Genomic DNA, 21,500 nt, shown 5'->3' with positions numbered 1-21,500 from the left:
AAAATGCGGATTGCAGTCAGGGAATAGCGACTTGTCGCATACGTTGACTGATGGTGCGCGTGCGCGATTGCAAATAAGGGCTGTTACGGTTTTTGTCATAGTAGGCCGGGTTGGGCAGCATGCCTGCCAGACGGGCGGCCTGCATGGCACTGAGCTTGGCCGCATCCACCTTGAAGTAGTGGCGTGCCGCCGCTTGGGCGCCAAAAACGCCTTCCCCCCATTGGGCGACGTTCAGGTACAGCTCCAGAATGCGTTCCTTGCTCATGACGGTTTCAATCATATAGGTCAGAATCAATTCCTGACCTTTACGCAGATAACTGCGTGATTCCGACAGAAACAGATTCTTCGCCAATTGCTGGGAAATGGTAGAGCCACCGCGACGGCGGGCAGAGCCTTTTTCCGACTGACGGCGGTTGTATTCCCAGGCTTTACGAATGGCATCCCATTCGACACCCGAATGGTTCAGGAAGTTCGAATCCTCGGAGGCAATCACCGCGCGTTTCAAATTGGCGCTGATCTTGTCGTAAGGGACCCATTGGTAGCGCAGTTCGGCATCCGCATTGGCGCTGCGCAACTGGCCCTGTTCTGCCGCCATGAAGGTGGTCATGCGAGGTGGCACCACGCTATACCAGAGCACCATCAGGAACAGGGCAATCTGATAAAGCAGAACACCGGCGGCCACAGTCAGAACGGCCAGGCCAGCCAGTTTCCAGGGTTGGGCCAGAAGGCGACGCACGTCAGACTTGCCCGATGTCCTGGCGCAGCTTGGCCAGTACGGGTTCGACATCGGCCTCTACGCCGTGCCAGATCTGAAAGCTGGCGGCCGCTTGGCCGACCAGCATGCCCAGGCCATCTTTGCTATGTGTGGCACCGGCTTGCTCGGCGGCACGCATGAAGGCAGTGGGTTCACTGGCATAGAACATATCGTAGGCCAGGGAGTTGCTGCGGTAACGGGCGTCCGGCAGTTCGGGCAGATTCTGGTTCAGACTGGCCGAAGTGGCATTGATCACAATGTCCCAGTCGCCACAATGGTCATCCAGACCGCCCGCACTCAGGCGGCGCGAGGCATCCGGGTCCAGGGCAACGACCTGTTCGCGGATGTCGTAGGCTTTGGCGCTGGTGCGATTGATGATGTGCAGCATTTCGCAACCGGCTTCCAGCAAGGGAAACACCACTCCGCGCGAGGCACCACCCGCACCAATCAACAGAATACGCTTGCCTTCCGGGTTGTGGCCAACACGCAGCAGATCCGAGCACAGGCCCACGCCATCGGTATTGCAGCCATGCAACTGCCCCTCGTCCAGCCACAGCGTATTGACGGCGCCAGCCATGCGAGCACGACGGCTCAAGCGCGGGCCGACCAGATCGTAAGCCTGTTCTTTGAAGGGCAAGGTTACGTTCAGGCCACTGCCGTCCTTGAAAAACTCTTCCACCGTGGCGCTAAAGCCATCCAGTGGTGCCAGAATGCGCTCGTAGCTCAGGGGCAGGTTGAACTGGCTGGCAAACTGCGTATGGATTTGTGGGGAGCGGCTGTGCTCGATAGGGTGACCAATAACGCCGTAGCGCTTGGCGGGAGTCGTGTCGGGCATGGTTAAGCGATGCTTGTCTTGTTATGAGGTGTCAGCACCCAGGCTGAAAGCAGGTATTTTACCTCAGGGTCTGCTTTCGCTTGAGCTTGCTGTGGACAATACCGTCTTACTGCGTATCTGTGCTGTGCATACTGAGCCTGTCATGTGTAAAGCTCCAGCTGCGGGTAATGACGAGTACATCTGCGCCGGGGGCCAACTGCTCGGGCAGGGGGGCAAAAGGGGCGGCCAGTTCCACAATGCGGCGTGCGGCCAGATTCAAGGCGGCTTGTTCTGAGGGCTGAGTGATCTGGGCGCGCAGCAGGCTGCCATCACGCCGGATATAAACCGTCATTTGCAACTGGCCGTATAGCTGCTTGCCGTCCTGTTGCGGGTAGTGGCGTGTACCAGTTTGTTCAACTTTTTGACGCCACTGGTCCAGGTATTGGGCTTGCTCGCTGGCTTTGGCGCTGGGGCCCACGTAGTGGTAACGGGGCTGGCGTTGCTGCACCCGAATCTGCTCACGCAAGATTGCCAGTTGGCTATTTTGAACTTTGGGGGCCAAGTCATGGTCGTCCGGACCAGGCTCAATGGAGGCACCGATATATTCAGGACTGGGTGTGGAGGGAGGCACTTTGTCCTGACTGTCCAGTTCCCCCAGCAGGCGCTGCTGTTCGGCTTCCAGGCTTTGCTGGCGCGCACGCAAGGCCTCCAGCACTAACTGATTGGGCAGATTGGGATCAGTCAGCGGCAAAGGATTGCTGGCCTGTCCTTGCTGATGCTCTCCGCCACCGTCCAGATTCAGCTGCGCCAAGAGCTGAGGACTTAACGGTGCGGAGTCGGTGCTGAAATTGACCAGTGCCACATCCAGACTGTTGGCGGGAGCGGGCGAGGGCGCGCGAGTCGGCCAGAAGATCAGCAAAAGATGGATCAGTGCCGAAAGGGCGACCGCCAGCCACAAATAGTCTTTGGACGCGTGGCGGCGGTCGAGCTGGCTCATGGTCGTCAGTCAGCCGTGGCGACCGAGCGCAAACGGGCTTCTACTGTCAAAGCCAGTTCGTCAAAGGACAGCAGATCCAGCGTCACTTCCTGACCACGCTCCAGTGCAGGCAGGCCAGGAACGTGCAGAACCAGCGGCGCATTGGTCAGGCGCACCAGATCTTCCTTGATGAAGCTGGCCTGTACCTGCTTGATGTCGTTTTGTTGCAGCCAGCGCAGGCACCAGAAACGCTCCAGAGAGGACTGGTAGTCCGACCACTGTGTGTATTGCGATTCAAAGGCACCAATAATGGCGTACAAATCCGCATCTTTGGGTTGGAAGGGGGCGGCCAGACGCGCAGAAATTCCATGCTCGGCGGCTGCCAGAATCTGGCCCTGATTGATCAGGTCCACATAACGGCGCAGAGGCGAGGTCGACCAGATGTATTGCGGCACCCCAATGGATTCGTGCGGGCCGGGGGTGGTGGACATACGCGTACGCATGAACTGCTGGGAGCGATAAATACCGGGCACATTGTGCTCGGCCAGCAAACCGCCCCACAGCTGATTGGCCAGAATCATGTATTCAGCCACCAGCAGGCTTAGCGGCGCATTGCGCACGCGTGGCACCAGACGAATGATGGAGTTTGGATCGTCGTGCGGGCCATCCAGCTCGAAGCTGTATTCCACACGGTTATTGTTTTCCGGTTTGCCTCGCACGGCTTCACGCTGGGCTGACAGTTGGCGCGAGAAGTTCCATAGCGGACGCAGCCATTGTGCATAGGGCAGTTCGGCGTTTTCGTCGGCCAGAGCTTCTTCGCTGATGAGCGGGTCCAGCTCGTGCTGGCGCAGGTTGCCCGCCACGGTAATGCGTTCCAGACGAGTCTGATGCGACAGGATTTCACCAGTGCTGATGTCGGCGTCTACATACAGCGACAGGGTAGGACGAGTCTGCCCTTGATCCAGGGAGAAATGCGCGATCAGCTCGGGCGGCAGCATAGGGATCTTGTAGCCCGGTGTGTATACCGTTGCCATGCGATTGCGGGCAATCTGGTCGATCTCGTTGCCACGAGCCAAGGCCAGCGAAGGCACGGCAATGTGAACCCCGATACGCAGGCGGCCGGGTTCCGGATGCTGGACGGACAGGGCGTCGTCAATTTCAATCGTATTGGCGTCGTCCACCGAGTAGGCGGTGACATCGGCCTCGGGCAGGTCCTGCCCCCAATTTTGCAGGGCAATCTCCGGAAAGCCTGTCCCTTTGGGGAAGTGCGCGGCCAAAAAGCGATGTTGATGCAAAGTCAGTGGATTGGACCAGGCACCCAGCGACAGCAGCAGCTTTTCCGTGCTGACACCCAGTTCTTTCTGGGCCTGATCAAACGCTTTCCACTCCAGCGTGTTCTTGTCTGGCTGAGTCAGGAAGGTGCTGGCTTTCTCGGCAACTTCGGGCGGCAGTTCGCCCTTGATCATCTGTTCGGCCCAGGTCTGGATTTGCTCTTGCTGCAGGCGTTTCTTTTCAATGGCGGCCAGAGCGGCTTGCAAAATTTCTGGCGGAGCAGGGCGGTACAGCCCTTTGCCACGACGGTGAAAGTAGGCGGGTGCGCTGTGCAGGGCAAAGATGGTGCCGGTTTTTTCGACAGCGCTGGGCGCGTGACCGAAATAATCCTGTGCCAGCGTGGACGCTTCAAACTCCTCCTGGGGGGCGCATTCCCATAAAAAATTGATATCCAGGGATTCGGCCAGCGCTTGGGCTTTTTCCAGCAGTTCTGCCGGGGCGGGCTGCTCGAAGGTAAATAGAACGCTGTTTTTCTTTATTTTGCTGCGTTTGCCAGACGCGGATTCCACCTGCATGGTGGTATCGCTGTCAGAAAATATTTTTTCTGCTTTGAAATTACCGCTGTCTTCAAAAAGGACGTACATGATTTTCCATCTGGATGGTGCTGGCCATCCGGTAAAGATAGTTAAGGTTGTTGCAGGGCAAAGCGCAAAATTTCGTCGATCCAGGGATCAAAGTCGGTCAGGCCGTGATCTCCGCCTTCCAGAATGTGACCTTGGCTGCCTTTGTACCAGTCCGCCATCTCGCGCCAGTTCAGGACTTCATCACCTTTGGCGGCCAGCAGGTAAAAGCGCTGGGGATCGCTGGGGCGTGGTACGTGAATGTCGTTAAGCTCATCCACATAGTCGGGCAGGAAGTGAAACGGGGCGGGCGAGTGATAACAGACATGCTCGCCCACCTGCGTAGCCAGATCGCGCCCTGCGTAGACCACCGGGTTAAGCAGCACGGCGCGGCTGTGATAGTGCTGCGCCAGGTGGCTGGCATAGTAACCGCCCAGCGAGGAGCCGATCACACACAATTGATCGGCGCTCATGCCTGCCTGCATTTCCGTGTCCACAATGCGCTTGCACATGGCAATGGCCTGGGCCGGGCTGGCGGGCAATTGCGGGCAGCGCCACAGGTGCAGCAAGCCCCTGTCCTGCATGGTTTGTTTCAGGCGCTGCGCTTTGTAGGACGAAGGCGAGGAACGAAAGCCGTGTAGATAGAGGATCATGGAGGCACCTGCTATATAGATAAGAGGGTCAGCGTGACAGTTGATCCAGCAGGCGCTGATGAATGCCGCCAAAGCTGCCGTTACTCATCACGACAATGGCATCGCCGGGCTGGCTGGCCTGAACAATGGCCTGAACCATTTTATCCAAATCATTCCACGCTGTGGCGCGATCCCCTAAAGGAGCCAGGACCTTGGCCGCATCCCAACCCAGCGCGTGCTTGCCCTGGGTCTCGCCGTAGCAAAAAACCAGGTCGGCATCTTCCAGCGAACCGGGCAGGCGGGCAGCCATGGCACCCAGCTTCATGGTGTTGGAGCGTGGCTCCAGCACGGCCAGAACTCGGGTGGCTTTACCTGTCTGGCTGCGCAAACCGGCTAGCGTAGTAGCAATGGCGGTAGGGTGATGGGCAAAATCGTCGTAGACGGTAATGTCATTGACCACGCCACGCACTTCCATGCGGCGCTTGATGCCAGCGAATTGGCTCAGTGCCGCGCAAGCCTGTTCAGATTTGACGCCCACATGGTGGGCAGCGGCGATGGCGGCCAGAGCGTTCAGGCGATTGTGTTCGCCAGTCAGTGTCCATTGGACGATGCCTTGGGACTGGCCTTTGAACATCACGTCGAAAGAGGTGGCGCTGATTGCCTTGCTGTCCCAATCTCCGTCGGGGCCAAACTGTTCAACCGGCGTCCAGCATCCACGGGCCAGGGTTTCGTCCAGGCTGGGGGTGTGGGTGGGACGCAGAATCAGCCCGGTGGAGGGGATGGTACGCACCAGATGGTGAAATTGGGTCTGGATGGCGTGCAGATCAGGGAAGATATCAGCGTGATCGTATTCCAGATTGTTCAGGATGGCCGTGCGGGGGCGGTAGTGAACAAACTTGGAGCGCTTGTCGAAAAAGGCGGTGTCGTATTCGTCGGCCTCGATCACAAACAAGGATTGTTCTGGATTGAAGCGGGCCGACACACCCAGGCCGGGGGCCACGCCACCGATCAGGAAGTTGGGGGACAACTGGGCCTGCTCCAGGATCCAGCCCAGCATGGAGCTGGTGGAGGTCTTGCCGTGCGTGCCGGCCACGGCCAGAACGTGCTGCTTGTGCAGAATGTTCTCGCCCAGCCATTGCGGGCCGGATGTGTAAGGCAGGCCCTGATCCAGAATCGCTTCCATCAGAGGATTACCGCGCGTAACCACATTGCCCACTATATAGAGATCAGGGGCCAGCCTGGTTTGCTCTGCGCCAAAGCCTTCAATAAGCTCGATGCCTTGTTCTTCCAGCTGCGTGCTCATGGGCGGGTAGACCCCGGCATCGCAACCGGTAACCGTGTGGCCAGCTGAACGGGCAATCAGGGCCAGACCACCCATGAATGTGCCGCAAATTCCTAGTATATGTATGTGCATGACAATCCTCCGGCCTGTATTCTAGACGACTGTTTGATCTGATGCGTGAGCTTTGGTGAGGGCCGGTGCTATCATCCCCAGATGATATTTTTTCAGGTGTGAGCCGGTATGCGTAGGCGTCTTTTTCTGCAGAAATCGCTAGTGTGTGCAAGTCTTTTGGCCCTGCATCCCGCCCCTTGGGCCAGTTTGCTGCCTTCAGACCCTTTCCTGGCGCAAAGCTTCAAGGATCTTCAGGGCGAAGATCGCGCGCTGTCTACTTATATGGGCAAGCCTCTGGTGATCAACTTCTGGGCCACCTGGTGCGCGCCCTGCGTCAAGGAAATGCCGGATCTGCAGGAATTACACAAGCGTTACCCGGACGTGAACTTTGTGGGTATCGCAGTGGACTCGCTGGACAACGTGAACGAGTTTCTGGAGCGCGTGCCCGTCAGTTACGACATTTTGCTGGCCGGTTCAGGTGGCTTGAAACAAATGCGCAGCGTGGGTAATAAAAAGGGCGGATTGCCCTTTACCGTGGTCTTTGGCAGCAATGGCCGGGTCAGTGAACGCATTTTGGGCCAGATAGATCCCGAAAAGTTGGACGAAGTTATTAAAGCTCAACGCTAACTGGCCGACTTTTTCGCTTAATTTCGTCAAATTGTCGGTCTGGTCCACCCCTGTTTCAAACGGGATGGGACCAATGCTAACTGTTTGTAAGCCAAGCAGGTTTATGGACAAATGACGTTATTTAGCGTAAAAAGGCGGTCTGTCTTGACGAAAAATCCGCTATGGCGAAACATGTCCTGGTCCTTAACGGGCCCAACCTCAACCTGCTGGGTACCCGAGAACCCGATGTCTACGGACATCAGACTCTCGACGATATCAACAGTGGTTTACAGGTGCTGGCCGACCAGCATGGCGCGCAGTGTCATTTTTTTCAAAGTAATCACGAAGGCGGGCTCGTCGATCGAATTCATCAAGCCCGTACCGAGGGCGTGGATTTCATCCTGATCAATGCTGGGGCCTACACCCATACCAGCGTGGCGATACGGGATGCGCTTGCCGGTGTCGGTATTCCGTTTATTGAAGTTCATCTGTCCAATGTTCACCGTCGTGAGCCGTTCCGTCACCACTCCTATCTCTCTGACATCGCTAGCGGTGTCATTGTTGGTTTGGGGGCCTACGGTTATGAAGCCGCGCTGCGGTTTGCTTTGAATAGTTAGGCGGTTCGTTTCGTTTTTTTGACCAATATTTTTTTAATGCCGTCCTGACCCAGTCAGTGGCTAGTGCGGCGTTGCGGGAAGTACGCATGGATCTTAGAAAACTCAAAACCCTGATCGATCTGGTAGCCGAGTCTGGCATTGCCGAACTGGAAATCACTGAAGGTGATGACAAGGTTCGCATTGTGAAATTTTCGCAAAGCTCGGCAGCTCCCGTGGTCTATGCTCCCGAGGCTCCTGTAGCCCAGGTGGTAGCCCCCGCCGCTGGCGCTCCTGCCGCAGCTCCCGCTGCACCCGCCGTTCCCGAAGGCCACGCCGTCAAGGCTCCTATGGTCGGCACGTTCTACCGTGCTCCTAGCCCAGGCGCTGCTCCTTTTGTGGAAGTGGGCCAGACGGTCAAGGAAGGCGAGCCTTTGTGCATTATCGAAGCCATGAAGCTGCTCAACGAGATCGAAGCCGACAAGTCCGGCGTGATCAAGGAAATTCTGGTTGAAAACGGCGGGCCGGTGGAATACGGTCAGACTCTGTTCGTCATCGGTTGATGATATGTTTGAAAAAATCCTAATCGCCAATCGGGGCGAAATTGCCTTGCGTATCCAGCGCGCTTGCCGCGAGATGGGTATCAAGACAGTCGTCGTTTATTCTGAAGCTGATCGTGGTGCCAAGTACGTGCGTCTGGCCGACGAGGCCGTGTGTATTGGCCCCGCCCAAGCCCGTGACAGCTACCTGAGCATGCCTGCCATTATCTCGGCAGCAGAAGTCACCGATGCGGAAGCCATTCACCCTGGCTACGGCTTTATGGCTGAAAACGCGGACTTCGCTGATCGTGTCGAAAAGAGCGGTTTTGTCTTTATCGGCCCACGTCCCGAGAACATCCGCACGATGGGCGATAAGGTCATGGCCAAAAAAGCCATGATCGAGGCCGGTGTGCCTGTGGTTCCCGGTTCGGACGGCGCCTTGCCCGACGATCCCGCTGAAATCGTGCGCATTGCCCGTGAGGTGGGCTACCCGGTCATCATCAAGGCCTCTGGCGGTGGTGGTGGTCGCGGCATGCGCGTGGTCTACACCGAAGCCGCTTTGCTGACGGCCGTTGCCACGACCAAAACCGAAGCCGCCGCTGCGTTCAATAATCCCGAGGTCTACATGGAAAAGTACCTCGAGAATCCACGCCATATCGAAATTCAGGTATTGGCTGATGGTGATCGCAATGCCGTCTGGCTGGGTGAGCGCGACTGCTCCATGCAGCGTCGTCACCAGAAAGTGATTGAAGAAGCACCGGCTCCAGGTATTCCACGTCGCCTGATCGAGCGCATCGGCGAGCGTTGTGCCGATGCCTGCCGTCGCATGCGTTACCGCGGTGCTGGTACGTTTGAATTCCTGTACGAAAACGGCGAGTTCTTCTTTATCGAGATGAACACCCGTATTCAGGTCGAACACACCATCACTGAAATGATCACCGGCATTGATCTGGTCCAGGAGCAGATCAAAGTGGCCGCAGGCGAGAAGTTCGTGCTGCGCCAGCGTGACATCGAGTTTGAAGGTCACTCGATCGAATGCCGTATCAACGCGGAAGATCCATTCAACTTCGTACCAAGCCCGGGCTTGATTACCAAGTGGCACACTCCCGGTGGCCCTGGCGTGCGTATCGACTCGCACGTGTTCACCGGCTACACCGTGCCGCCGTACTACGATTCCATGATTGCCAAGCTGATTACCTACGGTAAGACGCGCGAGCAAGCCATTGCCCGTATGGACATTGCCTTGTCCGAAATGGTGGTGGAAGGGATCAAGACGAACGTGGATCTGCACCGGGAATTGATGCAGGACGCCAGCTTCAAGGCAGGCGGCACCAGCATTCACTACCTGGAACAAAAGCTGGCCCAACGTAGCAAGTAAGGGCAGCAACAGGTCAGGCCACAGGCCTGACCTGACAAGAATGATGACTATGTAAAACAGGGGCGAGCCCCCTGTTTTGCTTTATGGAAACTATGTATGCGTGAACTCTTACTGAGCTGCCAGGAACACGAGGCCGAGCGCTTGTCCGATGCCTTGCTTGAAGCGGGCGCCTTGTCGGTGTCGGTGGAAGATGCCGATGGAGATACCGACCAGGAAAAGCCCCTGTTTGGCGAACCTGGTATCGAACCGGATGTGCTGGCCTGGGACCGAAATCGGGTGGTGGCCTTGCTGCCCGAGGAGCTGGAGCCTGAAGAGTTGTTGCAACCACTTTTTGAAGCCGGTGTGCTGGATCCTGCAAAGGCCCAGTGGAGCGTGCGCGAAGTACCCGACGAGGATTGGGTTCGTTTGACGCAATCGCAGTTTGGTCCCATCCCGGTGGGCGATCGTATCTTGATTGTGCCCAGCTGGCACAAGGACGACGAGGACCTGCCAGTCGCCCAGGAAGGCGATGACGGCCTGGTGCGCATTGAATTGGACCCCGGCCTGGCCTTTGGTACCGGCAGTCACCCCACGACGCATTTGTGTCTGGATTGGCTGGCTCATCATGTGCAAGCGGGTCAGACCGTGCTGGACTACGGTTGTGGCTCCGGTATCTTGGCGATTGCCGCCCGCAAGCTGGGTGCTGGCCATACGGTTGGTGTGGACATTGACGAGCAGGCCGTGATTGCCACGCGCTACAATGCGCAAGTCAATCAGGTCGAGGTTGAAGGCTTGCTGCCCGATGCCATGCCCGCCGGGCAAACGGATCTGGTTGTCGCCAACATTCTGGCCAATCCCCTGCGTATGCTGGCTCCCATGCTGGCCAACCGTGTCAAACCGGGCGGGCATTTGATCCTGTCCGGTATTTACGATTGGCAGGCCGAGGAAATGATCGAGGTCTATTCCTCCTACTTGCCCATGTCGGTTTGGCAGGAGCGCGATGGCTGGGTGTGTTTGGCTGGTCAACGCCCGTTATAAGACGGCAGAACTTAAGGTGAGTTCATGGAGCTAAAGACTCGCTGCCCCCGTTGCGGGACATCGTTTGCAGCCAGTGTAGAAACGCTGCAACGCCGCCGGGGCTATATACGCTGCATTCAATGTGCGCATATCTTCGATGGCTTTGAAGAAGTCATTGATGAGCAAGCCCCTGAGCCTTCCTATCATTCCCCCGCCACGCCGGTTCAGATCGAGCCGCGCCTGGCGCCCGAGCCACCTGTTTCGCCACGGCAGGAACAGGTGCAGTCGGTGGACCTGCAAGCGCCCATTCCAGGCCCGCGTTTTGTGGAGCATTCCCGTCACGCCCCGCCGCGTGATGAAGGCACGGCCCACGAATCCTTGCAGGTACGCAAATTCCCCGACTCCATCCTGGCTCAAGCACCTGTCACTCCGGCAGAGCCTCCTGGCGTAAGCGCAGAGCCCTTTTTCCGTTCGGCAGAGCCGCCGGTTAACTCGGTAGAACACTCGATCCGCTCTGCGGAACCCTCTGTCATTCGCGCTCGCTCCAGACATGAGCCTTTGCTGCAGGATGATCAGGACACTCCGTTTTTTGTATCGGCTGGTCCTGCTTCTGAACCGGACGGTGATCATCATATTGGCCAGGCCTCCTGGTCGGCAGCCGAGCCCGAGTTCAGTGTGGGGGACCGTGCCAGTGCCTTGCGCGCTTCTTACCCCTCGCGTCAGGCTGATGGCACTCATGACGATGATGGCGAGCATTTCCAGCAGGACTGGGTCATTGATCCCAACCCCGCCTTGCAGCGCGAAACGCGTTACGAGGGCGAGGCCAGCTTTGGCCAGCGCGTGGGTTCCTTGATCTGGACCAGTTTGTGCATAGTGGGCGCGGTGCTGTTCATTTTGCAGCTGATGTACGTGTATCGCGTGCAGATTGTCAGCCAGATACCCATGCTGCGCCCGGTATTCGAGAGTACGTGCCAGACCTTGTCGTGCAAGGTTCCCTACGAGCGTCGTCTGGACCAGATTCGCGTGCAGGCTTCGGCCCTGCATAAAGCGCCGAATCAGCCCGGACAGTCCACCTTGGGCTTTACGCTGCGCAACGAGTTTGAGCGGCCCCAGGAGTGGCCTACGCTGGTCCTGGATTTGAAAGATTTTTCCGGAGCCTTGATCGCCCGGCGCAATATCACGCCCGATCAGTATCTGGCCCCCGAGCGACGCGAGCCCGCGTTTGCAGCGCGCAGTGAAATTATGGTGCGTCTGCCTTTGAATACCGGGCAGCTCCAAGTTAATGGCTACCAGATTAGCCCTTTTTTTCCTTAAGGTAATTTATGACCGAGCGAGTGCTGGTATGTGGTTCGATCGCGTTTGATACGATCGCGGTTTTCGAGGGGTACTTCAAAGATCACATCTTGCCCGATAGCATCAAGACCCTGAGCGTTTCTTTCTTTGTGCCCAGCTTGCGTAAAGAGTGGGGCGGTTGCGCCGGCAATATCTCCTACACGCTGAACATGCTGGGTGGCCAGCCTGTGCCTGTGGGTGCTGTTGGTAGCGACGGTGTGGATTATGTGCAGCGCCTGCAGAACCTGGGCATTGATACCAGCATGGTGCGTGTGATGCCCGAGATGTTCACCCCTCAGTGCTTCATCACCACAGACCTGGCCGCCAGCCAGATCACCTCTTTTCACCCTGGCGCCATGGTCAGTTCGGCCCAGATTGATTTGTCCGGTCAGGAAGCGGCCTGGGGCATTGTGGCTCCGGACTCCAAAGACGGCATGTTTGCCCATGCCCGCCGCCTGCATGCGCAAGGCACGCCCTTCATTTTCGACCTGGGCCAGGCCATGCCTTTGTTCGCTGGCGAGGACCTGCTGGAGATGCTGGAACTGTGTCAAGTTCTTACGGCTAACGAATACGAAGCCGAAGTGATTGAACAGCGCACTTCCAAGAGCATGGCCGAGATTGCCCAGGGCCTGCAAGCGGCTGTCGTGACGCGTGGAGAGCATGGCAGCACGCTTTACCACAACGGTCAGACCTACGAAATTGGCCCGGTGCCCGTGGAAAATGTGGTGGATCCTACCGGCTGCGGCGATGCTCATCGCGCAGGCCTGTTATATGGTCTTACAAAAGGCTGGAGCTGGCAGGAGGCTTGCAGCTTGGGCAACTTGATGGGCAGTATTAAAATCCAGGCTGATGGCCCACAAAATCATGAATTTAAACGGTCAGATATCTCGGCCATGCTAAAACAGCACTATGGGATTGAACGCAGTCTCTAAGATAGCGTCCAACAATTTTTTATGGTTCGGCCAGCTACGTTTTTCGGAGTAAACCGTATGTACGTCTCTTTTTTCGATCGACCCAAAGTACGTCTGCTGGTAGTCGCTAGCCTGGCAGCACCCGTGTTTTTGCTGGCCGGTTGTGCCAATAAATCGGCCTCCAGCTCGGTGTACAGCTACGGTCAGGCTCAGCGCGAACAAATCGTGCGTTTGGGTACTGTTGTTTCGGTGCGCGCCGTCACTATTCAGGAAGATCAGAGCTCCGGCGTGGGCACCGTGGGTGGTGCTGCCTTGGGTGGTGTGGCTGCCAGCAGCATTGGTGGTGGCCGTGGCAGCATTCTGGCCAGTATTGGTGGTGCCATTCTGGGTGGTCTGGTGGGTAATGCCGTTGAAAACCGCATGGGTAAAACCCAGGGTCTGGAAATCACGGTTCAGCTGGATAATGGCGAAACTCGTGTGGTGGCCCAGGAAGCCGACGTTCCTCTGTCCGCAGGTCAGCGTGTACGTATGCTTAGCGGTAACGGCCCAACTCGTGTGGTGCCCTTGTAATCAAGGTCCCAAAGCTTTGTGCATAAAAAACCCGGCCAATGGCCGGGTTTTTTTATACCTGCTGATAGAACCTGTCTTGGGCGCGCTCGCGCTCCAGCAAGGTTTTCTTGCGCTCCAGCCCCCAACGGTAGCCCGCCAGATCCCCGCTTTGCCGCAAGACTCGATGGCAGGGAATGGCGATGGCCAGGATGTTGCTGGCGCAGGCTCGTGCGACTGCTCGGGCGCCTTTAGGCATGCCCAGGCGCTCGGCAATCTCGGTATAGCTCAGCGTCTGGCCTGCCGGGATATGACGCAAAAACTCCCAGACACGTTGTTGAAAGGCGGTGCCTTGAATGTCCAGAGGCAGGTCCAGATCCCGGGCGGAGTCTTCCACCATGGCAAGCACTTGAACGACCCGTTGCTTGAGAAGAGAGTCCGCACGAATCAGTTCAGCAGCCTTGAAGCGATTCTGCAACTGTTCCAGCAAGACCTGGGCATCATCACCCAAGGAAATCGCACAAATCCCGCGGTCGCTTTCTGCAACCATCAATACTCCCAAGCTGGATTGGGTAATTGCAAAACGAATTGGGCTGCCTGGACCTTGCTGGCGAGGTGCCTTGGCCTGCACGCGTGGACTGCGATGTACAGCGTTTGGAGCAGGGGCGGTTGCGGGCGCCTGCTTGGGCATGCGCCACAAATACCAGGAAGCTACGCTGCGATAGGGGGCCCAAGCCTGGCCGATGTCACGCAAGGCGCGGGCTGAGGGGGCTTTGTCCAAGCGCTTCAAATGACGATAGCCCTCACGCACCCCGAAGTCGTCTGCGGGCAGAATATCCTCATGCTCCAGCGTGTACATCATCATCATTTCCACCGTCCAGCGGCCTATGCCGCGTAGTGTGGTCAGCTGCTTGATCAGATCTTCATCAGGCATTTGCAAAGCGGTGGCCTGATCGGGAATGATCCCATCCAGACGTGCCTGCGCCAGCCCCAGAATGCTGTTGGCCTTGGCCCCGGACAAGCCACAGGCGCGTAGGGTTTCATAGGGAGTAGCCAGCACCTCTTCGGGTGTTGGACAGTGGCCGTGCGGATAAATATCAATCAGGCGCTGCAGGATGCGTTCAGCGGCACGAGTATGCAATTGCTGATACACCACCGAGCGGATCAGGGCTTCGTACGGGTCGCGTTCGGGGCGTGGCTGATGGATGCAAGGACCCACGTGGACGACCAATGCTTGCCAGTCCGGGTCCAGCGCGGCCAGAAACTGTTCGGCCTCGCGGTAGCGGCTGGCGGGGTCCGGTTTTGATGGAAGACGAGTCATGACAGTGGCCTGCTGATGGGTGATGAGGCCAGTATAAAGTCGGTGCAGGGACAAGACACCCTGATTCTTGCTCTTGAATTCGGAGTGAAAAAAAACCTGGGCATGGCCCAGGTTTTTCAAGTTTTCAACGTGCAGTGCTTAGATTGGCACCAGGCTGAACGCCGTGCGAGTGATGACCATATTGAGCACTTGTGTCAGCAGCAGGATAACCAGCGGCGACAGGTCCAGGCCACCCAGATCCGGCAGGACACGACGTATCGGGTCCAGTAAGGGGGCGGTAATCGAGCGCAGCAAGGGCATGCTGGGTGATTGTGGCTGAATCCAGGACAGCAGCGCTTGCAGCAGCACGACCCAGAAGATCAGGCTCAAGGTCCAGCGCAGCACGGTAAAGATAGCGGCCAGCAAGAACATGGGGAAGTTCGAGAGCATGGACACTGAGCCGGTCAGCACCATGGCACTCAGAACCAGGTAGACCAGTGCGCTTAGCCAGGCTGCGACTAAAGAGGTCCAGTCCCAATGATTGCCGCTTTTGATCACGCGCCGCAAAGGCATGACCAGCCAGTCCGTGACCTTGAACATGGCTTGCGAATAAGGGTTGAAAGGATGGATTCTGAGCGCATACACCCAGGCACGCAGTAGCAAAATCGTGCCCAGCAGCGACAGAACAATATGGATTAGGAAGAGGGCGACTTCACTGAACATAGTTGCTTGGTATGAATTGATGGGAGAGGGAATTGTCGCATGCAAGTGCTACAAACCAAAGAGCCACCCTGATCAGGGTGGCTCTTTGGGGAGAAACATGAAAGCAGCGTGCGATTAAGGACGCTTGCCAGTTGGGAAGGGCCAGGAGCCAGCCGGGTTGACGTCTTCGCGGCGAGGTTCAGCAGGCGCTGCCGCCGTTTTGGTCGCTTTGCGAGCCGCTGTTTTATTGCCTGCTTTAGTGGTGGCTTTGGTCGTTGTGCTGGTCTTTGGGGTCTTGGTTTCTGCGGTCACGGATTTAACTTCTTTCTTCTTTGGAGCTACGGGTTTCTTGGCACTGCCAGTAGGACTGGCTTTTTTAGCCGCGGTCTTTACAACTGCCTTGGTGCCGGTTTTGGTGGCAGGTTTCGCTGCCGCTTTGCTGGGTGTGGCTTTTTTGGCCACGGGTTTGCTTGCCTTGGTGCTGGCCGGTTTTTTTGCGGCAGCGGTGGCAGCAGGTTTGGTGGTAGCGGGTTTGGCGCTGGCCGTTTTGGGCGCAGCGGCTTTTTTAGCTACCGTTTTTTTGGCAACCACTTTCTTTGCCACCGTTTTCTTGGCTACCGCTTTTTTAGCGACGGCCTTTTTGGCAACGGCTTTCTTGGCCACAGCCTTTTTAGCGACCGTCTTTTTGGCGGCTGCTTTTTTGGCTACGGTTTTAACGGCGGCTGTCTTGGTTGCGGCGGCTTTGACTGCCGTGGTTTTCGCTGGAGTGGCTTTCTTTACCGCTGCTTTTTTCGCGACTGTTTTCTTGGCAGTTGCGCTAGTCGCAGACTTGGCAGGGGCTTTTACAGCAGCCTTGCTGGTCTTGGTAGCGGTGGTTTTAGCGGGGGACTTGGGGGCAGCGGGTTTGCTGCTGGGACTGGTCTTGGTAGCAGTAGCTTTTACGGGTGCTGCGGCTGCTTTTGCTGGCGTTGCTTTTTTTGGGCTAACGGCTTTTGTGCTTGCTGCTTTTGCTGCGCCTTTCTTGGCTGTTGCCATGATCATGCTCCTTGAGAACAAGTCTTTAGTTTGTCCACACCCATTTGACCTGGCCTGGAAAACTGCAATGGCCTTTTTCAAATGACGCAGGCGTTTAAGGTCGATACCTTATACGCTTAGAAGTCTAACGCAAGCCCCTACACAGTCAAGCATTAATCATGGCTTGGGGCTTATGGATTTAGGAATCGGTGTCTGCTGTCTCAAATAAGTTGCGTTCTCGACACGCGCAATCACACCATTGCTGCATCCAAGTCCCTGATTTTTGACGCATTGCTGGATGGATTGCATGGCGTTTTTCTGCTTTGAATGCTTTGTTTTAAGCATGGAAAAGGCGCTTGAAAACGGTCTTTAATTCGTGGTTGATTGATGCTTTTCAATGTCGCTTCAAATCAAAAAAAAGCCCTGCATAAGCAGGGCTGAAAGGGCAGGTTAATCGTTTCGAAAGCCGCAGTGGGCAAGGCTTAGGCGGGAACAGCCTGAATTTCCGGACCTGTTTTTTTCAATTGCTGCGACAGCTCGGCAAAGCGGGCTTCATACTTCTTGGCCGACTCCATTTTCACGGGACCGAAGCCGCGCAATTGTTGAGGCAGTTCGGCCAGCTCCAAAGCGGTGGCGTAGTTGGCTTGGTCCAGATTCTTGCTCAAGTTGTTGAGCAGGTTCTGGTATTCGCGCCAGAACCGACGTTCCATCCGACGCTCATGGGTGTAGCCAAAGGGATCCAGTGCCGTGTTGCGCAGACCTTTGCCCTTAGCCATCCAGCGCAGCAAGGTGGCCGTGCGTGGACCCAAGGTGATCTTGCGTGGGCGGCCGGTAGCCGGATCACGGCGTGCCAGCAAAGGCGGTGCGAAATGAAAGCGCAAGGAGAAGTCACCTTCAAATTGCTGTTCCAGATCCTGGCGGAATGCAGGCGAGCTGAACAGGCGAGCGACTTCGTACTCGTCCTTGTAGGCCATCAGCTTGTACAAGCTGCGTGCGGCTTTTTCAGTCAAGGCAGGGCGCTGACCCGGACGCAGTTTTTGCTCGGCGTCACGCAGTGCATTGATGGTGTTGGTGAAGCGCTGGGCATAAGCGGCGTTCTGGTATTGCTCCAGGCTGCTGGTGCAGCGCTGCATGATTTGTTCCAGTGTTTCGCGACGCTGCAAGGTCACCACTTGAGCGGCCGGAGCCAAGAGGCTGGCCAGTGCTTTTTCATCGTGAGCCAATACGCGACCCAAATGGAAAGCATCCAGGTTGGCCTGAATGGCCACCCCGTTCAGACGGATGGCCTGTTCAACCGCCGCGCTGCTAACGGGCATGGAACCTTGCTGCCAAGCCATACCCATCAAGAGCATATTGGACAGCAGGCTATCGCCGAACAGCAGGGTGGCAGCCTGGTGAGCATTGAACGACCGTACCTGGTTTTCGCCAGCAGTGGTCTTCAGTTGGCTCAGCAAGTGCTGCGCATCCAGAGGAGCATCCGGGTTGCGGGTGAACTCGGCTGTGGGGGCCAAGTATTCGTTGATGATGGCGTGAGTATGACCAGGGCGCAGGCAGGACAGGGCATTGGGGTGAGCGGCTGCCACCACATCGCACAAGATCGCCAGGTCAGCCTGGCCGGGGTCAACACGCACGGCCCCCGTGGTCTCTTTATTGGCAGACAGACGAATGTGGCTGATGACGGTGCCGCCCTTTTGAGCCAGACCTGTCATGTCCAGCACCGAGCTAGAACGACCTTCCAGGTGCACAGCCATGGAGAGCACCGCGCCAATGGTAATCACACCCGTACCACCCACACCGGCCACAATCACATTGCAGTCGCGCGCTTGAATGGCGGGTTGTGGCAGCGTGTCCAGCTTGGCCAGCAACTGGGCCTTCATATCGGCCGGACCGTTTTGATCACCACGGCGCAGGGCACCGCCCATCACCGACACAAAGCTGGGGCAGAAACCGTCCACGCAGGAGTAGTCCTTATTACAACTGGACTGGTCGATCTGGCGCTTGCGGCCTTCAGGAGTTTCAGCAGGCACCAAAGACAGGCAGTTCGATTGCACACCGCAATCCCCACAGCCTTCGCAGACGGCCTTGTTAATAAAGAGGCGACGGGCAGGATCGGGGTACTCGTTCTTTTTACGACGACGACGCTTTTCAGCCGCACAGGTCTGGTCGTGAATCAGAATGGTGACGCCAGGGATCTCGCGCAATTCACGCTGCAAGCGATCCAGCTCGCGACGGTGATGTACATCCACACCGGCAGGCAGGCTGACACCGCGATAGCGCTCAGGCTCATCGGTGGTGATGACCACACGACGCGCACCTTCACCAATGGTTTGCTGGCAAATGCGGGGTACGGAGATCGGGCCGTCAACCGGCTGACCGCCCGTCATGGCAACCGCATCGTTAAACAGAATCTTGTAGGTAATGTTGGCACCCGCGGCAATCGCCTGACGAATCGCCAGATAGCCGGAGTGAAAGTACGTGCCTTCACCCATGTTCTGGAACATGTGGCCCGTTTGGATAAAGGGTGACAGGCCCACCCAGTCCGTGCCTTCGCCACCCATTTGAGTCAGACCACGGGTTTTGCGGTCCATCCAGGTTGCCATGTAGTGACAACCCACACCCGCCATAGCCTGGCTGCCTTCGGGTACTTTGGTGGAAGTATTGTGCGGACAGCCCGAACAGAAGTAGGGGCGACGTGTCAGACCATTGGTATCAATCGGTGCCAGGTTTTGCACCGTACAGGCAGGCAACTGCACATTGGCATGATGGCCCAGCCAGCGACGCAGACCCACGGCCACACGGGCAGGGCTGAGCTGGCCATCGGCAGGGATCAGCACTTCATTTTCGATATCGCGCTTGCCCGACACCGTAGGGCGCTGGGCACGGTTAAAGAGCAGATTCTTTAACTGGTCTTCAATGATCGGGCCTTTTTCTTCAATGACCAGAACGTGGTCCAGGCCTTCAATAAAATCGTTCAGTGATTGCGGGTTAACAGGCCAGCTCAAACCAATTTTCAGATGGCGAATGGCGGGCAGATTATCCAGACCGCTGAGCTGCTGCAGCGCGTCCAGCGTATCCAGTGTGGCTTTGCCGGTGGACACAATACCGATACGCGCATCAGGTGCCGCTTCCAGCACGCGGTCCAGGCTGTACTTGTGCGCAAATTCACGCACGCTATCCAGGCGGGCGTCCAGCGTACCTTCCATGGAAGGGGTCAGGAATTTGCTCGGGTCGTAAGGGTGTTTGCCGCCTTGCTTGTCGGCCAAGGCCGGGGCCAGATCATCCAGAGGGGCAATCTCGAAAGAGCGGCCGCTTTCCACGGTTTCGGTAATGGCTTTGAAGGCCACCCAGGAGCCGGAGTAACGCGACAAGGCCCAGGCCCAGATACCAAAGCGTTCGTATTCTTCAACCGAGCTGGGGTTGACCACCGGGATGCCCCAGGCGATCAGGGATTGTTCGCTGGCGTGGGGAATGGACGAGGACGAGGCCACGTGATCATCACCCACAATCATCAGGACGCCACCGTGTTGGGAGGCACCGGCAGCATGGCCGTGGTGCAAGGCATCGCCCGCGCGGTCTACACCGGGGCCCTTGCCATACCACATGGAGAACACGCCATCGACTGTACGGTCGGCACGCTCGCCAGCTTGCTGGGTGCCCATAATCATGGAGGCGGCCAGGTCTTCGTTAATAGCGGGTTGGAAACGGACCTTGGCCTGGTCCAGATACTTCTGGGCCTTCCACATGATCATGTCCACGCCACCCAGTGGCGAACCACGGTAGCCAGAGACAAAACCGGCGGTGTTCAAACCGTGTTCTTTATCCAGGCGGGCCTGGGTCAGCAACATGCGCACCAGGGCCTGTGTGCCAGTTAAAAAGATGCGTCCTGATTGTGCGGTCAGGTTGTCGCTGAGCTTGTATTGAGTGTCGACGGACTGCGTCATGATGAAACCTCCAGATAGAGATCATGATAGAGAGTCTGCCCTCGCTTTTTTTTGCGTTATAGTTGCGTGTATTCCCTATTCTTTGAAATTTTCATTTCGTAAATATTCAAATATGGATAAAACTGACTTAAAAATCCTGGATGCCTTGCAGCTGGATGGCCGAGCCTCGGCTCAGCAGGTCTCCGAGCAGGTGGGTTTGTCCACTGCGCCCGTCTGGCGGCGCATCAAAAACCTGGAAAAAAACAAGGTTATCCAAGGCTATTATGCGCGCGTGGATCGCCGTCAGGTGGGGCTGCAAAGTTGCATGTTTACCCAGATCAGTCTGGACCGTCACTCGGGTGAGATTGTCGATAACTTCATTCGTGCTGTGCGCGATGCGCCCGAGATTCTGGAATGCCACGCCGTGACCGGCGATGCGGATTTTCTGCTCAAGATCATGGTGCCCAGCGCCGAGTCCTACGACGATTTCCTGCACCGCTTTCTGTTCAATATGCCGGGCGTGCGTCAAACCCGCACTATTGTGGCCATGCGTGAAATCAAGAACGTGACCCGCTTGCCTTTGCCACTTTGAAGCATCTTGTTATGGGGTAATACAAGCGCCTTCAGGTAGAATAATCAGGATTCGCCGGCCTGTGGTGGGTCGGTATGTACGCATGAAGGACGGGGTTTTATGACGAAGGCGAATATCTTGCGACGCACTTCCTGGGTTGCTGTGCTGGCTACCGTGTTTTTAAGCGCCTGCGCGGTCAAGGCGCCGGCTCCCGAGCCAGCTGCACAAGCGGCTGCCAAGCCTGTTCATCCTGCATGTCAGCCTGCTGCAGCTGGAGAACAATTGGCTGGTAACTGGTTAAGCAAACACCGCCAGAAAGGCGTGGTTGGCGAGCTGCGTACCTTGTTCACTTTGCAAGCCGACGGTTCCATGGCTTATACCGAACAGGTCAAGCGTCCTAACAAACCTTCGCAAGGTTTGAACGAAAGCGGTTGCTGGGTACGCAAGGGCAATGATTTGCAAATCAGCACGCAAGAATCCAATGGCGTCACCACCGAACCTGGCGACCCGATTTACGAAAACCACTACAACATCGTCAGCCTGACAGCCCGCAATCTGGTGCTGCGTGACCAAAGTGGTACCACTTACCGCCTGACCAGAATGTCGCCTGGCTACCGCCTGCCGTTCTGAT

The 21,500-nt window shown here is 57.0% G+C and carries 20 protein-coding genes and 1 pseudogene; 10 read left to right on the top strand and 11 right to left on the bottom strand.

From position 1 onward, the window contains the following. Positions 1–16: 16 nt before the first annotated feature. From mtgA to mpl, 6 genes are all read right to left on the bottom strand, one after another. A complete protein-coding gene (gene mtgA, locus Q9R35_RS15390) occupies positions 17–787 on the bottom strand; it encodes a monofunctional biosynthetic peptidoglycan transglycosylase (protein WP_404977958.1) in 771 nt (256 codons plus the stop codon). Then, on the bottom strand, positions 738–1,589 hold the full coding sequence (gene aroE, locus Q9R35_RS15385) for a shikimate dehydrogenase (protein ID WP_311220086.1): 852 nt from the start codon (positions 1,587–1,589) through the stop codon (positions 738–740). The genes mtgA and aroE overlap by 50 nt, the downstream gene beginning before the upstream one ends. 106 nt (positions 1,590–1,695) lie before the next feature. Further along, entirely contained in the window at positions 1,696–2,565 is an 870-nt protein-coding gene (locus tag Q9R35_RS15380; protein ID WP_311220085.1) for a TonB family protein, read from the bottom strand. A 5-nt stretch (positions 2,566–2,570) separates the two neighbouring features. Further along, positions 2,571–4,460 carry an RNB domain-containing ribonuclease gene (locus Q9R35_RS15375; protein WP_311220084.1) on the bottom strand — a complete coding sequence of 630 codons (1,890 nt, stop codon included), beginning with the start codon at positions 4,458–4,460 and terminating at the stop codon, positions 2,571–2,573. A gap of 41 nt (positions 4,461–4,501) precedes the next feature. Continuing rightward, positions 4,502–5,089: a YqiA/YcfP family alpha/beta fold hydrolase gene (locus tag Q9R35_RS15370; protein WP_311220083.1), complete on the bottom strand. Its 588-nt coding sequence runs from the start codon at positions 5,087–5,089 to the stop codon at positions 4,502–4,504. A gap of 28 nt (positions 5,090–5,117) precedes the next feature. Then, on the bottom strand, positions 5,118–6,482 hold the full coding sequence (gene mpl, locus Q9R35_RS15365) for a UDP-N-acetylmuramate:L-alanyl-gamma-D-glutamyl-meso-diaminopimelate ligase (RefSeq protein ID WP_311220082.1): 1,365 nt from the start codon (positions 6,480–6,482) through the stop codon (positions 5,118–5,120). 141 nt (positions 6,483–6,623) lie between these two features. Here mpl and Q9R35_RS15360 point away from each other — a divergent pair, with 141 nt between their 5' ends. The 8 genes from Q9R35_RS15360 (at position 6,624) to Q9R35_RS15325 (ending at position 13,386) form a co-directional block, all read left to right on the top strand. Next, the gene (locus tag Q9R35_RS15360) at positions 6,624–7,088 is read left to right on the top strand and encodes a TlpA disulfide reductase family protein (RefSeq protein ID WP_223253996.1); all 465 of its coding nucleotides are present in this window, start codon (positions 6,624–6,626) and stop codon (positions 7,086–7,088) included. A 161-nt stretch (positions 7,089–7,249) separates the two neighbouring features. Then, the gene (gene aroQ, locus Q9R35_RS15355; RefSeq protein ID WP_009460608.1) at positions 7,250–7,684 is read left to right on the top strand and encodes a type II 3-dehydroquinate dehydratase; all 435 of its coding nucleotides are present in this window, start codon (positions 7,250–7,252) and stop codon (positions 7,682–7,684) included. An 86-nt stretch (positions 7,685–7,770) separates the two neighbouring features. Continuing rightward, positions 7,771–8,223, top strand: coding sequence for an acetyl-CoA carboxylase biotin carboxyl carrier protein (gene accB, locus Q9R35_RS15350; RefSeq protein WP_009460610.1), 453 nt, complete (start codon positions 7,771–7,773; stop codon positions 8,221–8,223). Positions 8,224–8,227: 4 nt separating this feature from the next. Beyond that, entirely contained in the window at positions 8,228–9,577 is a 1,350-nt protein-coding gene (gene accC / locus Q9R35_RS15345) for an acetyl-CoA carboxylase biotin carboxylase subunit (protein WP_009460612.1), read from the top strand. A 96-nt stretch (positions 9,578–9,673) separates the two neighbouring features. Beyond that, on the top strand, positions 9,674–10,594 hold the full coding sequence (gene prmA / locus Q9R35_RS15340) for a 50S ribosomal protein L11 methyltransferase (protein ID WP_009460614.1): 921 nt from the start codon (positions 9,674–9,676) through the stop codon (positions 10,592–10,594). Positions 10,595–10,618: 24 nt separating this feature from the next. Continuing rightward, entirely contained in the window at positions 10,619–11,887 is a 1,269-nt protein-coding gene (locus tag Q9R35_RS15335) for a DUF3426 domain-containing protein (protein ID WP_311220081.1), read from the top strand. 8 nt (positions 11,888–11,895) lie between these two features. Then, positions 11,896–12,837: a carbohydrate kinase family protein gene (locus Q9R35_RS15330; protein WP_042486409.1), complete on the top strand. Its 942-nt coding sequence runs from the start codon at positions 11,896–11,898 to the stop codon at positions 12,835–12,837. Between the two features lie 57 nt (positions 12,838–12,894). Continuing rightward, positions 12,895–13,386, top strand: coding sequence for a glycine zipper 2TM domain-containing protein (locus Q9R35_RS15325; RefSeq protein WP_045929654.1), 492 nt, complete (start codon positions 12,895–12,897; stop codon positions 13,384–13,386). Positions 13,387–13,438: 52 nt separating this feature from the next. On the opposite strand, the gene Q9R35_RS15320 is transcribed toward Q9R35_RS15325, so the two are convergent. The 5 genes and pseudogenes from Q9R35_RS15320 to Q9R35_RS15300 all read right to left on the bottom strand — a co-directional run bounded on the left by Q9R35_RS15320 (position 13,439) and on the right by Q9R35_RS15300 (position 20,319). Further along, complete coding sequence (locus Q9R35_RS15320; protein ID WP_311220093.1) at positions 13,439–14,053, bottom strand: methylated-DNA--[protein]-cysteine S-methyltransferase; 615 nt, start codon at positions 14,051–14,053, stop codon at positions 13,439–13,441. After that, positions 14,048–14,683, bottom strand: a pseudogene (locus Q9R35_RS15315) (DNA-3-methyladenine glycosylase family protein); the annotation flags it as partial. The pseudogene Q9R35_RS15315 and the gene Q9R35_RS15320, both read right to left, overlap by 6 nt. A 138-nt stretch (positions 14,684–14,821) precedes the next feature. Beyond that, a complete protein-coding gene (locus Q9R35_RS15310) occupies positions 14,822–15,385 on the bottom strand; it encodes a YggT family protein (RefSeq protein ID WP_086068633.1) in 564 nt (187 codons plus the stop codon). A gap of 114 nt (positions 15,386–15,499) precedes the next feature. Beyond that, on the bottom strand, positions 15,500–16,399 hold the full coding sequence (locus Q9R35_RS15305) for a histone H1-like repetitive region-containing protein (protein ID WP_197313588.1): 900 nt from the start codon (positions 16,397–16,399) through the stop codon (positions 15,500–15,502). A gap of 461 nt (positions 16,400–16,860) precedes the next feature. Then, positions 16,861–20,319 (bottom strand): indolepyruvate ferredoxin oxidoreductase family protein, encoded by a 3,459-nt coding sequence (locus Q9R35_RS15300; protein ID WP_311220080.1) that lies wholly within the window; start codon positions 20,317–20,319, stop codon positions 16,861–16,863. A gap of 112 nt (positions 20,320–20,431) precedes the next feature. On the opposite strand from Q9R35_RS15300, the gene Q9R35_RS15295 reads away from it, so the two are divergent. Both Q9R35_RS15295 and Q9R35_RS15290 read left to right on the top strand, forming a co-directional pair. After that, entirely contained in the window at positions 20,432–20,890 is a 459-nt protein-coding gene (locus Q9R35_RS15295; RefSeq protein WP_009460635.1) for an Lrp/AsnC family transcriptional regulator, read from the top strand. Positions 20,891–20,989: 99 nt separating this feature from the next. Beyond that, positions 20,990–21,499 (top strand): hypothetical protein, encoded by a 510-nt coding sequence (locus Q9R35_RS15290; protein ID WP_042486398.1) that lies wholly within the window; start codon positions 20,990–20,992, stop codon positions 21,497–21,499. Position 21,500 lies beyond the last annotated feature (1 nt).

This window comes from Alcaligenes sp. AB3 (assembly GCF_031844565.1).
GTDB classification, from domain to species: domain Bacteria; phylum Pseudomonadota; class Gammaproteobacteria; order Burkholderiales; family Burkholderiaceae_B; genus Alcaligenes; species Alcaligenes faecalis.
Note: the sequence above shows the minus strand (reverse complement) of the source record. Positions and strands in the feature narration are given on the sequence as shown.